This window comes from Salipiger sp. D13 (assembly GCF_003703915.1).
Lineage (GTDB): Bacteria > Pseudomonadota > Alphaproteobacteria > Rhodobacterales > Rhodobacteraceae > Salipiger > Salipiger profundus.
On sequence record NZ_ML112591.1, the window covers coordinates 425,724 to 438,200 of the forward strand.

The 12,477-nt window shown below is 68.0% G+C and carries 13 protein-coding genes; 7 read left to right on the plus strand and 6 right to left on the minus strand.

Annotation, left to right across the window (positions count from 1 at the left end):
* Positions 1 to 9 precede the first annotated feature (9 nt).
* A complete protein-coding gene (ruvB, locus tag D6860_RS06330; protein ID WP_076622618.1) occupies positions 10 to 1,035 on the plus strand; it encodes a Holliday junction branch migration DNA helicase RuvB in 1,026 nt (341 codons plus the stop codon).
* Between the two features lie 42 nt (positions 1,036 to 1,077).
* On the opposite strand, the gene hemE is transcribed toward ruvB, so the two are convergent.
* Entirely contained in the window at positions 1,078 to 2,109 is a 1,032-nt protein-coding gene (hemE, locus tag D6860_RS06335) for a uroporphyrinogen decarboxylase (RefSeq protein WP_076622619.1), read from the minus strand.
* Positions 2,110 to 2,201: 92 nt separating this feature from the next.
* Between hemE and hemC the strand changes: the two genes are divergently transcribed.
* Positions 2,202 to 3,161 (plus strand): hydroxymethylbilane synthase, encoded by a 960-nt coding sequence (gene hemC, locus D6860_RS06340; RefSeq protein ID WP_076622620.1) that lies wholly within the window; start codon positions 2,202 to 2,204, stop codon positions 3,159 to 3,161.
* Between the two features lie 147 nt (positions 3,162 to 3,308).
* Here the strand turns inward: hemC and D6860_RS06345 are convergent, their stop codons facing one another.
* The 3 genes from D6860_RS06345 to D6860_RS06355 form a co-directional block, all read right to left on the minus strand.
* Entirely contained in the window at positions 3,309 to 4,295 is a 987-nt protein-coding gene (locus tag D6860_RS06345; RefSeq protein WP_076622621.1) for a quinone oxidoreductase family protein, read from the minus strand.
* Between the two features lie 130 nt (positions 4,296 to 4,425).
* Positions 4,426 to 5,409: an NAD(P)H-quinone oxidoreductase gene (locus D6860_RS06350; RefSeq protein ID WP_076622622.1), complete on the minus strand. Its 984-nt coding sequence runs from the start codon at positions 5,407 to 5,409 to the stop codon at positions 4,426 to 4,428.
* A gap of 19 nt (positions 5,410 to 5,428) precedes the next feature.
* Positions 5,429 to 6,124 (minus strand): COQ9 family protein, encoded by a 696-nt coding sequence (locus D6860_RS06355; protein ID WP_017468639.1) that lies wholly within the window; start codon positions 6,122 to 6,124, stop codon positions 5,429 to 5,431.
* A gap of 116 nt (positions 6,125 to 6,240) precedes the next feature.
* On the opposite strand from D6860_RS06355, the gene rpsU reads away from it, so the two are divergent.
* Positions 6,241 to 6,447, plus strand: coding sequence for a 30S ribosomal protein S21 (gene rpsU / locus D6860_RS06360; RefSeq protein ID WP_007818122.1), 207 nt, complete (start codon positions 6,241 to 6,243; stop codon positions 6,445 to 6,447).
* A 280-nt stretch (positions 6,448 to 6,727) separates the two neighbouring features.
* Here rpsU and D6860_RS06365 read toward each other — a convergent pair whose 3' ends face one another.
* Together D6860_RS06365 and D6860_RS06370 are read right to left on the minus strand one after the other, a co-directional pair.
* Positions 6,728 to 8,170 carry a D-alanyl-D-alanine carboxypeptidase family protein gene (locus D6860_RS06365; RefSeq protein ID WP_083697921.1) on the minus strand — a complete coding sequence of 481 codons (1,443 nt, stop codon included), beginning with the start codon at positions 8,168 to 8,170 and terminating at the stop codon, positions 6,728 to 6,730.
* A 325-nt stretch (positions 8,171 to 8,495) separates the two neighbouring features.
* Positions 8,496 to 9,194, minus strand: coding sequence for an HAD family hydrolase (locus D6860_RS06370; RefSeq protein ID WP_076622624.1), 699 nt, complete (start codon positions 9,192 to 9,194; stop codon positions 8,496 to 8,498).
* 96 nt (positions 9,195 to 9,290) lie between these two features.
* Between D6860_RS06370 and clpS the strand changes: the two genes are divergently transcribed.
* The 4 genes from clpS to hemF are packed head-to-tail and all read left to right on the plus strand — an operon-like array spanning position 9,291 to position 12,460.
* Positions 9,291 to 9,653 (plus strand): ATP-dependent Clp protease adapter ClpS, encoded by a 363-nt coding sequence (clpS, locus tag D6860_RS06375; RefSeq protein ID WP_017469756.1) that lies wholly within the window; start codon positions 9,291 to 9,293, stop codon positions 9,651 to 9,653.
* A 25-nt stretch (positions 9,654 to 9,678) separates the two neighbouring features.
* Positions 9,679 to 10,656 (plus strand): class I SAM-dependent methyltransferase, encoded by a 978-nt coding sequence (locus D6860_RS06380; RefSeq protein WP_076622625.1) that lies wholly within the window; start codon positions 9,679 to 9,681, stop codon positions 10,654 to 10,656.
* Between the two features lie 46 nt (positions 10,657 to 10,702).
* Positions 10,703 to 11,503 (plus strand): SDR family NAD(P)-dependent oxidoreductase, encoded by an 801-nt coding sequence (locus D6860_RS06385; protein WP_017467427.1) that lies wholly within the window; start codon positions 10,703 to 10,705, stop codon positions 11,501 to 11,503.
* Positions 11,504 to 11,563: 60 nt separating this feature from the next.
* Positions 11,564 to 12,460, plus strand: coding sequence for an oxygen-dependent coproporphyrinogen oxidase (gene hemF / locus D6860_RS06390; RefSeq protein WP_076622626.1), 897 nt, complete (start codon positions 11,564 to 11,566; stop codon positions 12,458 to 12,460).
* Positions 12,461 to 12,477: the final 17 nt, after the last annotated feature.

Consider the following 12,477-nt stretch of genomic DNA (forward strand, 5'->3'; position numbering starts at 1 on the left):
GGCTGAGACATGACCGGACCGGACCCGACCCTGCGCCCCGAGCCCATGCCCGAGGACCGTGACCGCGCGCTGCGGCCGCAGATGCTCGACGATTTCGTCGGCCAGGCCGAGGCACGCGCCAACCTGCGGGTCTTCATCCAGTCCGCCCGCCAGCGCGGCGAGGCGATGGACCACACGCTGTTCCACGGCCCCCCGGGCCTCGGCAAGACGACACTGGCGCAGATCATGGCGCGCGAGCTCGGCGTGAACTTCCGCATGACCTCGGGGCCGGTGCTGGCCAAGGCCGGCGACCTTGCCGCGATCCTCACCAACCTCGAGCGCAACGATGTGCTCTTCATCGACGAGATCCACCGGCTCAACGCCGCCGTCGAAGAGGTCCTCTACCCGGCGATGGAAGACTACGAGCTCGACCTCGTCATCGGCGAGGGCCCGGCGGCGCGCACCGTGCGCATCGAGCTGCAGCCCTTCACGCTGGTCGGCGCCACCACGCGGCTCGGCCTGCTGACCACGCCGCTGCGCGACCGCTTCGGCATCCCGACCCGCCTGCAGTTCTACACCGTCGAGGAGCTCGACAGCATCATCACCCGCAACGCCGGCAAGCTCGGCGTGCACGCCGACCCCGAAGGCGCCCGCGAGATCGCCCGCCGCGCCCGAGGCACGCCGCGCATCGCCGGCCGGCTGCTGCGGCGGGTCGTCGATTTCGCTGTGGTTGAGGGCGACGGGGTGGTCACGCAAGCGCTGGCCGACGGCGCGCTGACCCGCCTCGGCGTCGACGGCCTTGGCCTCGACGGCGCCGACCGGCGCTATCTCACGCTCATCGCCGAGCATTACGCCGGCGGCCCGGTGGGGATCGAGACGATCTCGGCGGCGCTTTCGGAAAGCCGCGACGCCATCGAGGAGGTGATCGAGCCCTACCTGCTGCAGCAGGGCCTGATCCAGCGCACGCCGCGCGGGCGAATGCTGGCGCAGCGCGCCTGGGATCACCTCGGCCTTCCGGCACCCAAGGCACCGGGTCAGGCAACCCTCTTCGACTGAATGGCGCGTAGGCTGGGCAATAATGCCCACCCTACCCGAACCTCAGGCGCCTTCGCGCACCGTGTCGATCATCAGCTGCACGTTCTCGGGGTCGGCGTCCGGTGTGATCCCGTGACCGAGGTTGAAGATATGCGGCCCCTTCGAGAACGCCTTCACCACCCGCCGGGTCTCGTCGATCAGCGCCTGCCCGCCGGTCACCATGTGCGACGAGGCAAGGTTGCCCTGAACGCAGCCGCTGACCTGCACGTGCTCGGCCGCCCACTCCGGTGTCACGCTGTCGTCGACCGCCACGCAATCCGCGCCGGTCGCCTCGTGGAACCCGATGTAGCCCTCGCCCGCCTGCCGCGGGAAGACGATCACCGGCAGCCCCGGATGCCGCGCCTTGAGCTCCTGCGTGATGATCCGCGCCGGCTCGAGCGCGTAGCGGCGAAAATCCTCGCCCGAGAGCGAGCCCGCCCAGCTGTCGAAGATCTTCACCACCTCGGCGCCTGCCTCGACCTGCTTCGAGAGGTAGTCGATGGTGCCCTCGGTCAGCCGCTCGATGATCTTCTCGAACAGCGGCCGGTTCTCCGCCTTCAGCGCATGCGCCGGCCCCTGGTCCTTGGTGCCGCGCCCGGCGATCATGTAGGTCGCCACCGTCCACGGCGCCCCGGCGAAGCCGATGAGCGTCGTCTCCTGCGGCAGCGACCGCTTCAGGATCCGCACCGTCTCGTAGATCGGGTTCAGCGTGTCGTGGATCATCTCACCACGCCCGAGCCTGTCGAACTCGGCGTCGGTGGTGATCGTCGACAGCCGCGGCCCTTCGCCGGTCACGAACCACAGGTCCGCCCCCAGCGCCTGCGGCAGCAGCAGGATGTCGGCGAAGAGGATCGCCCCGTCGAAGCCGTAGCGCCGGATCGGCTGCATCGTCACCTCGGCGGCAAGCTCGGGGTTGTAGCACAGCGACAGGAAGTCGCCCGCCTCGGCCCGCGTGGCCTTGTATTCCGGCAGGTAGCGTCCCGCCTGCCGCATCATCCAGATCGGCGGCACGGGCAGCGTTTCGCCCGCCAGCGCCCGCAGGATCGTCTTCGTCATGTCGCGGCCTCCCACATTCGGTATCGCAGGCGGCAATATGTCAATTCGCGCCCCATTGCCACAGCCGAACGCGCGACATAAAGCTCAGGCCCATGACCCTGACGCTCCCGACCCCCGCCCAGCCGCTCCGGATCGGCACCCGCGGTTCGCCGCTGGCGCTGGCCCAGGCCCACGAGACCCGCGACCGGCTCGCCGCCGCCTTCGACCTCGCCCCCGAGGCCTTCGAGGTCGTGGTGATCCGCACTACCGGCGACGACCGGGCGATGATCGCCGCCGACCGGCCGCTCAAGGAGATCGGCAACAAGGGCCTCTTCACCCGCGAGATCGAGGAACGGCTCGCCTCGGGCGGCATCGACCTCGCGGTGCACTCGATGAAGGACATGCCGACCGAACAGCCCGCTGGGCTGATCCTCGACACCTACCTGCCGCGCGAGGACGTGCGCGACGCCTTCATCTCGCCCGGCCACGCCGGCATGCACGCCCTGCCCGAGGGCACCGTCGTCGGCACCTCTTCGCTGCGCCGCCGCGCCCAGCTGCTGAACCGCCGGCCCGACCTGCAGGTCGTCGAGTTCCGCGGCAACGTGCAGACGCGCCTGAAGAAGCTCGAGGACGGCGTCGCCGCCGCCACCTTCCTCGCCATGGCCGGCCTCCGGCGCATGGACATGACCGACATCCCGATGACCGCCATGTCGCCCGACGACATGCTGCCCGCCGTCGCACAGGGCGCCATCGGCATCGAGCGCCGCACCGACGACAGCCGCGCCGCCGAGATGCTCGCTGCCATCCACGACGCCTCCACCGCCACCCAACTCGCGGCCGAACGCGCCTTCCTCGCCGCCCTCGACGGCTCCTGCGAGACCCCGATCGCCGGCCTCGCCGAGCTCGACGGAACGCAGATGCGCCTGCGCGGCGAAATCCTCTCGCCCGACGGCCGCACCGCCCACGCCGGCGAACGCAGCGGCCCCGCCGCCGACGGACCCGCCATGGGGCGCGACCTCGCGCAGGCCCTGCTGGCCGAGGCCGGACCCGGCTTCTTCGCGTGGCGCGGCTGACCCTTCTCCGGTTCGGCAAATACCCTCGGGGGTGACTGCGGCGCAGCCGCAAAGGGGGCAGAGCCCCCACACGGCCCGGGGCTGCCGCAAGGCGGCACCGGGCTCCCCTGCGCGCCCGCAAGGGCGCACCGCGGGATCAGGCCCGCGTCAGGACAACGTCAGGATGGTCTGGCCGGTGGTGCGCCGCGCCTCGAGCGCGCGATGCGCCTCGGCAACCTCTTCCAGCGGGAAGCGCTGGCCGATGCGGATCTTCACGTCCCCGGACACCACCTTGCCGAACAGCATCCCGGCCATCTCCTGGCAGGCGGCATGATCGGCGATGTGGGTGAACAGGGTCGGGCGCGTCACCTTGAGCGAGCCCTTCTGCCCGAGGATGCCGAGGTTGAACGCCTCGACCGCCCCCGAGGCATTGCCGAAGGAAATCATCATGCCCAGCGGCTTCAGGCAGTCGAGCGAACCCTCGAAGGTCGCCTTGCCGACCGAATCCATCACCACGTCGACGCCCGCGCCGTCGGTCAGCTCGCGCACCCGCGCGGCCCAGTCCTCGGTGGCATAGTTGATGCAGGCGTCGGCGCCATGCTCCAGCGCCAGCGCGCATTTCTCGTCCGACCCGGCGGTGCCGATCAGCCGGATACCCTCGGACTTCGCCCATTGGCAGGCAATCAGCCCGACGCCCCCGGCGGCGGCATGAAAGAGCACGGTGTCGCCGGCCTTGAGCGGAGTCGTGCGGTGGAAGAGATACTGCACCGTCAGCCCTTTCAGCATCATCGCCGCGCCCTCGTCGAAGGGAATTGCGTCCGGAAGCCGGCAGACCTGCGCGGCCGGCATCACCCTCGCCTCGCAATAGGCACCCGGCGGCAACGCCGCATAAGCCGCGCGATCACCGGCCGAGAGATGCGTCACGCCCTCGCCCACGGCCTCGACCACGCCCGAGGCCTCCATCCCCAGCGCCTGCGGCAGCTGCATCGGGTAGAGCCCCGAGCGCTGGTAGCAGTCGATGAAGTTCAGCCCGCAGGCCTCGTGCCGGATGCGGATCTCGCCCGGACCCGGCTCGCCCACCTCGCGCTCGACGACGCGGAGCACCTCCGGCCCGCCGTGTTCCTCGATGATCACCGTTCGCGCCGTGTCGGCCATGTCTCGCTCCTCTGCGTGCAGTCCTGTTCGGCGCCGAGACTGCGCCGCCGGGGACATCAGCACAAGGGGGCAGCGGACCCTCTGGCCCGGCAGGCGCTCACGGCGACCGCCGGGGAAAAGCAGGGGAAGCTCAGGCGACCTTGAGGACGATCTTGCCGATGTGCCCGGAGCTCTCCATCCGGTCGTGGGCCTTCGAGGCATCCGCGAGCGGGAAATCCGAGTCCATCACCGGCGCGACCCGGCCCGCATCGAGCAGCGGCCAGACCTGTGCGCGCAGCGCCTCGGCGATCCGGCCCTTCGCAAGGTCGCTCTGCGGCCGCAGCGTCGAGCCGGTGATCGTCAGCCGGCGCATCATCACCTGCGCGAAGTTCAGCTCGACCTTGGGGCCCTGCAGAAAGGCGATCTGCACCAGCCGCCCCTCGTCCGCCAGCGCCTTGACGTCGCGCGGGATGTAATCGCCGCCCACCATGTCGAGGATCAGATGCGCACCACCCTCGCCGCGCAGGATCTCGACGAAATCCTCCTCGCGGTAGTTGATCGCGCGTTCGGCCCCGAGTGATTCGCAGGCGGCACATTTATCGGCCGACCCGGCGGTCGCGAAGACACGCGCCCCGAAGGCCGAGGCGAGCTGGATCGCCGTGGTGCCGATGCCCGAACTGCCGCCATGCACGAGGAACCGCTCGCCGGCCTGCAGGCCGCCGCGCTCGAAGACGTTCGACCAGACGGTGAAGAAGGTCTCGGGCAGGCAGGCCGCCTCGCGCAGGCCCATCCCGCGCGGCACCGGCAGGCAGTGCGCGGCGGGCGTCGCCACGTATTCCGCGTAACCGCCGCCGGGCAGCAGCGCGCAGACCTCGTCGCCGACAGCAGGCCACGTGACGTCCGGGCCGACCGCGACGACCTCGCCCGAGGCCTCGAGGCCCGGCAGGTCGCTCGCTCCTTTCGGCGGCGCGTAGTTGCCGGCCCGCTGCAGGGCGTCGGGACGGTTCACCCCGGCCCAGGCCACGCGGATCACCACGCCGCCGTGCTCCGGCTCGGGCACCGGGCGCTCGGTCAGGCGCAGCACTTCGGGGCCGCCGGGTTCGGAGATCTCGACGGCGCGCATCATGTCGGTCATGTGGTCTTCCTGTTGGTTTCTATCGCGGGGCGGTCCAGCCGCCCGGCAGGTCGTTCTCGCGCACCGAACGCGGCGCACGGATGTTGCTCAGAACCTTCTCGGGACCGGCAAGAACCCGTTTGAGAACAGGGTTTTCACGCATCTTGGCCTTGGTCTTCTCGAAGCGCATCACGTCCTCGATCCGTCGGTCGAGGAAATCCCATGTCGCCTGGTGATCGACCGAATCGTCGCCCAGCCAGTAGAGCACCGTCGAGGAGTAGACACCGCTCAGCGTGGCGCGCTTGGTGTACCAGTTCACGTCGCGCGCGGTGTCTCCGAGCGTTTCCCAGATCCGGTCGGCGGTGCCCCAGACGAGCTTGGCCCCATCCGGCGCATAGGGCGGCAGGGTAAACAGCGTGGAGCCGCGGCGCACCGCCTCGCGGTCCTTCACGACCTCGATCCGGGTGCGGACCGCGCGCGCAATGCGGTCGCGGTAGCGCAGGCCGCCCTCGTCGTTTGCTTCGAGTTCCTTCAGGCGTTCGACCATTGCGTCGTCGCCGCGCTTGTGAAACGCGACGGCCAGGTCGACCGCCCCTCGGGGAAACAGGCCGCGTGCCACCACCGGGTCCACGTCCGCATCCTTGACCGCCGCGCGGAAGGTCGTTTCCGACCACCCGTCGAAGGCGACATGGTTCAGCGCCGCATCCAGCAGGCGCCCAGCTGTATCGTCTGTCATGGGGCCTCTCCTTCGACTCAGTTATTTCTGAACCCTAGACAATTTAGTTCGGCCTTGCTATACGGCCACCTCCTGCAATCATTGCAACTCAAACCTAGAAAGGTGGTGACAACCACATGCAGGTCAGTGTTCGCGACAACAATGTCGATCAGGCGCTCCGCGCCCTGAAGAAGAAGCTGCAGCGCGAAGGCGTGTTCCGTGAAATGAAGCTCCGGCAACATTTCGAGAAACCGTCCGAGAAGAAAGCGCGCGAAAAGGCCGAGGCCATCCGCCGTGCCCGCAAGCTGGCGCGCAAGAAGGCCCAGCGCGAAGGTCTCCTCTAAGACCTGACGCCGCCGGTCACGCAGCTGACCTTCCGGCACATCGACGCAAGACGCGGCTCCGGCCGCCCGAGCGTCCATATACGATACGGCAACCCCCGGGGCAGACGGCCTTTCGGGGGTTTGTCATTTCCGGCGTTTCGCCATCCCGGCGAATACCGTTTTCCCTTCCTGAAAGACCCCTTCAAAAGGAAAAGGCCCCCGGAAATCTCCGAGGGCCAGTATCCTGTGAGGCACGCCGGTCCCCTTCCGGGCCGGTCACGTTCCGAAGGCGCGGGCTGTGTCAGCCCGGCCCGATCATGAAGCAGGTCACCTGCCGGGCCTGGAGCCGGCGACAGGCAAGGTCCGCGGTCTCGCGCGACAGCCCCATGAAGTTGGCATCGAAGCCGCTGCTGCGGTTGACCACCTTGCGCAGCGAGCCATCGAGGGTCGTCGTCTCCATCAGCGCGGTCTTCAGCAGCACCTTCTCGGCGGCGTAGCGGCTGGGATAGCGACCGACGTTGATGCCCCAGTGACGCCCACCGGAGGTGGAGACGCGGGTCACCACTTCCTGCGATGCCGGCGCGGCCTCGGCGGTGGTCTCGACGATCGGCTCGACAGCGGCGGCGGCAGCCGTTGCCAGCACGATCTGCTGCGGACGACGCATCGGCTTGATCGACATGTCCGGAGCGGTCTTCGACGCATCCGCGACCTGCGGCGGCGCGGGCACCTCGGCCACGGCGGTCTCTTCGGCGGTCTGCACCTGGGCAAGGACCGTCTCGATGTCGCCCTCGATCTCGGCCACCAGCGGCGCGACATCGACCTCGCCCGTGCCCGGACGCGCCTGCGGCCGCAGGCTGCGTGTGACCGCCGCGGCGACGACACGCACGGTCTTGCCACGCGCCCCCTCGGGCGAGGGATCGGCGCTCTTCGCGACCATCACCGACAGCCCCCGGTTGCCGAGGTAGGCCGGCATCGATGGCTTGCGCAGCGCGACGTTCGTCTTGGCGCGCTTGAAGCCGAGATCCATCAGCTCGGCAACCTTGGCGTTGCGGGTCGAGGTCGACCGGCCGCCGAAGACCGTGGTGATGATCCGCTCGCGCCCGCGCTCGGCCGAGGCGACAAGGTTGAAACCGGCGGCGCGGGTGTAGCCCGTCTTGATGCCGTCAGCGCCCTTGTAGGATCTCAGGAAGCGGCGGTTGGTGTTGTAGACCTCGCGCATCCCCGCGTCGGTCGAGACCCGGGAAAACAGGTTATAATACTGCGGGTAGTCGTAGACCATGTGCCGCCCGAGCAGCGACATGTCGTGCGCCGTCGAGAGGTGCCCCGACTGGGTCAGGCCGTTGGCGTTCTTGAACGTCGTGGCGTTCATGCCAAGCGCCTTGGCCGTGCGGGTCATGCGCGCTGCAAAGGCCATCTCGGTCCCGGAGATCGCCTCGCCGATGGCGGTGGCCGCATCGTTGGCCGACTTCACCGCCGCCGCGCGCACCAGGTAGCGCAGCTTGATCTTCTGCCCTTCTCGCAGCCCCAGCTTCGAGGGCGGCTCGGATGCGGCGTTGCGCGACACCGTCACCATCGTGTCCATGGTGATCTCGCCGTGCTGGACCGCCTCGAAGGTGATGTAGAGCGTCATCATCTTCGTCAGCGAGGCCGGATGCAGCCGCGTATTTGCATTCTCGGAATGGAGGACTTCGCCCGAGCGGGCGTCCAGAACCATGGCCGCATACGGGGCCGCGGTCGCGCTCATCGGCATCGCGATGAGAAAACACAACGTTGTAACGAGATACAGGATATTTCTGTGCAACAGGCCTGCTCGGCCCGGCCACTGCCTACGCCGTTCCTTCACGGTATCCGCCTTCTGTCTGCCTCGCGTTCCCGACTGTTTTCGCCGGTGAACATTTTTGATTGTCAGACAAGCTAGCACGGAAAGTGCTTCAAGGAAAGACTGCAATCTGTTGATTTACAGCCCTTTTCGAAGGCAGGCAAACCCATATATTGCGTCGAGGCGTCAACGGGCACACCAAAACGGCGATTGCGGCAAATTTGCGACACCCAGCCTGCGCGACCCCGACTCAACCGATGCGTGAGACAAGGTCTGGCAGCGTGCCGAGATCCCCAAGTTCGACGAAACGCGGATGATCGGGCACGTCGGCGTGCTCGAGCGACCAGAGCAGATCCTGCGGCACATGCACGCCCCAGCTGCCTGCCTCAAGCGCCGGGCAGACGTCGGATTTCAGCGAATTTCCGACCATCATCGCCGCTTCGGGGCCGCCCGGAGTGCGCCCGAAGATACGCGCATAGGTGTCCGCCTGCTTGTCCGAGACGATCTCGACCGCGTCGAACAGCTCTCCCAGACCGGATTGCGCGAGCTTGCGCTCCTGGTGCAGAAGGTCGCCTTTCGTGATGAGCACGAGATGATGTTTCTCGGCGAGCGTCTCCACCGCCTCCCGCGCGTGGGGCAACAGTTCGATGGGATGGTTGAGCATGTCCTGCCCCGCCTTCAGCAGCTCCGAGATCACGCTTCCTGGAACCCGGCCGTCGGTGACCTCGATCGCGGTCTCGATCATCGAGAGCACGAAGCCCTTCACACCGAATCCGTAGTGACCGATGTTCCGCTTCTCGGCCTCGAGCAGCCGCTCGCCCAGGTGATCCGCCTCTGCGTGATCCTTCAGCAGCGCCGCGAAACGCTCCTGCGTGAGCTGGAAAAACCGCTCGTTGTGCCAGAGCGTGTCGTCCGCGTCGAAACCTATCGTTTGCAAATTGCGGGTCATACAGGCAAGACTCCCTTCTGCGCCCCTTTCCTCATGGGGCGCCCCGCTTTATATAGACGCTTCAAACCTTCAACCGCAAAGCGCCTTGAGCCCGAGATGCCCCTACCCATCACGGAAAACACCATCCGCCTCGCGAACACGCCGTCCTCTCCCGGGGGTGGCGAGGGCGATGCCGATGTGGTCCTGCAGACCAAGCCCAAGACCAAGCGGCCGCCGCTCTACAAGGTTCTGCTGCTCAACGACGACTACACCCCGATGGAATTTGTCGTTCACGTGCTCGAGCGGTTCTTCGGCATGTCCCACGCGCAGGCGTTCGAGATCATGCTGACCGTGCACAAGAAGGGCGTCGCCGTGGTCGGCGTCTTCAGCCACGAGATCGCCGAGACCAAGGTCGGGCAGGTTATGGATTTCGCCCGCCGCCACCAGCACCCGCTCCAATGTACCATGGAAAAGGAGTGAGCCGCCCCACCCCGGCGGCCCTGCCATGACAGCCGACAGACTGAGTTTCGCAACCGAGGCAGGGATGACCCTGCCCGAAGAGGGGCGCATCCTGCTGCTGGGCGCGCCCGGTGATCTGGTCGCCGATGCGCTCCCGCTCGACCGCTGTGTCGTCCTGCAGCACGTCAAGCCCGACTTCGACGCCTGGGAGCGGCGCGGCGTCTCCGTCACCCGCACGCCCGAGGGCCCCTTCGCCGCCGCGATCGTCTTCCTGCCGCGCGCCCGCGACCTTGCCGAGGCGCGCGTGGCCGAGGCCTGCGCAGCCGCGACAGGCGGGCTCATCGTGATCGACGGACAGAAGACCGACGGCATCGAGCCCATCATCAAGGCGATCAAGCGCCGCGTCCCGCTGCTCGGGCAGGTCTCGAAGGCGCACGGCAAGACGATCTGGATCGACGCCACGGCCGATTTCGCCGACTGGACGCGCCACGCCGAGGTCAACGCCCACGGTCACTGGACTGCACCCGGCGTATTCTCGGCCGATGCGCCCGACCCCGCGACCGAAGCTCTGCTCGCCGCCCTGCCCGACAAGGTCGGCGGAGACGTGGCCGATCTGGGTGCCGGCTGGGGCGGGCTCGCCATGGGCCTGCTGAAGCGCGACAAGATCGCCAGCCTGCACCTGGTCGAGGCCGACGCCACCGCGCTCGACTGCGCCCGCCGCAACATCGACGACACGCGCGCCCGGTTCCACTGGGCCGATGCGACCACCTGGCAGCCGCCCGTGCTGCTCGACGCCGTGGTGATGAACCCGCCCTTCCACGTCGGGCGCAAGGCCGACCCGGCGCTCGGACGGGCCTTCATCGCTGCCGCGCGGCGGGTGCTGAAACCCTCGGGGGCGCTCTGGCTCGTCGCCAACCGTCACCTGCCCTACGAAACCGCGCTCGAGGCGCATTTCCGAAACAGCGACGAGATTGCCGGTGATGGTCGGTTCAAGATCCTCCACGCCACGCGTCCGCATCGCTGAACGCCGTCATCGCCCCTGAGCGGGGCCAGATCGCAGGATCCTCCGCATGAGCTATTCGATCGAAGGCAAGACCGCCATCGTCACCGGCGCCGCCAACGGCGTAGGGCTCGCCATCGCCCGGCATTTCGCCAACAAGGGCGCCAACGTGATGTTCGCCGACATGGACGAAAACCGGCTTGCCAAGGAATGTGGCAAGCAGGACGACGACAACAACATGCGCTACTTCGCCGGCGACCTGCGTGAGCGGCTGACGCTCGCGAACCTGCTGTCGGCCACGATCGATTCCTTCGACCGGGTCGATATCCTGGTGAACGGGGCACGGCAGATGATCCCCGCGGATCCGCTCGACATCGACGACGGCACCGTCGAGACGCTGATCGGGCAGAACCTCATGCCGGCGCTGCGCCTGAGCCAGATCGTCGCGAAACGCATGATCAAGCAGGCCGAGAGCGCCGGCGACCGGCCCGCTGGCTCGATCATCAACCTGTCGTCCATCGCGGCGCGGCGGGCGCAGCCCCAGCTCATGGCCTATTCGGTCTCCTGCGCCGCGCTCGACCAGATGACCCGCTCGATGGCGGTCGCCATGGCGCCGCACCGGATCCGCGTGAACGGCATCAGTTTCGGCTCGGTCATGTCGGCAAAGCTCAAGGACATCCTCAAGGACGAGCCCAACGTCCGCAAGGAGATCGAGGACAACACGCCGCTGAGCCATATCGCCTCGCCGGCCGCGCTGACCGAAGCGGTGCAGTTCCTCGCGTCCGAGGCGGCCGGCTTCATGACCGGCCAGATCCTGACCGTCGACGGCGGCCGCACCCTGCTTGACCCGGTGCAGACCCCGGCGCACTGATTGCTCCCGGCCGGTCCCTCGGCTAACACGGGGGCCGTCGCAGACCAGGAGGCCCCGACCATGACCGAGACGACCGACTTCGACGCCCGCAAGACCCGGGCCTCGGACTGGTTCCGCAGCCTGCGCGACGAGATCGTGGCCGCCTTCGAGGGGCTCGAGGCCACCCATGCCACCGGCCCCTTCTCCGCTTCAGAGCCCGGGCGTTTCGAAGTCACGCCGACGACACGCTCCACCGAGGACGGCAGCGACGCCGGCGGAGGCCTGATGAGCGTGATGCGCGGCGGCCGCGTCTTCGAGAAGGTCGGCGTGAACGTCTCGACGGTATACGGCACGCTGGGCGAGGCCGCGCAGAAATCCATGGCTGCGCGCGGCGTTCCCGGCATCGAGACCGACCCGCGCTTCTGGGCGAGCGGCATCAGCCTGGTCGCGCACATGCAGAACCCGCATGCGCCCGCCGTGCACATGAACACCCGGATGTTCTGGACCCCCAACGCATGGTGGTTCGGCGGCGGCTCCGACCTCAACCCGTGCATCGAGTATGCCGAGGACACGGCGCATTTCCACGACACCCAGAAGGCCTGGCTCGATCCGCACGGGGCCACGGTCTACCCTGAGCTCAAGGCCTGGGCAGACGAGTATTTCTACATCCCCCACCGCAAGCGGGCGCGCGGCGTCGGCGGCATCTTCATGGATGACCGCAACACCGGCGACTGGGAGGCCGATTTCGCGCTGACGCAGGACATCGGCCGCGCCTTCCTGCCCGCCTACCTGCCGTTGGTCGAGAAACGGCGCGTGCAGCCCTTTTCCGATGCCGACAAGGACGCACAGCTCGTGCACCGCGGGCTCTATGCCGAGTACAACCTCGTCTACGACCGCGGCACCAAGTTCGGCCTCGCCACCGGACATGACGCCAACGCAGTGCTTATGAGCCTGCCGCCGATGGCGAAATGGGTCTGACCGGCGACTGACCTGAC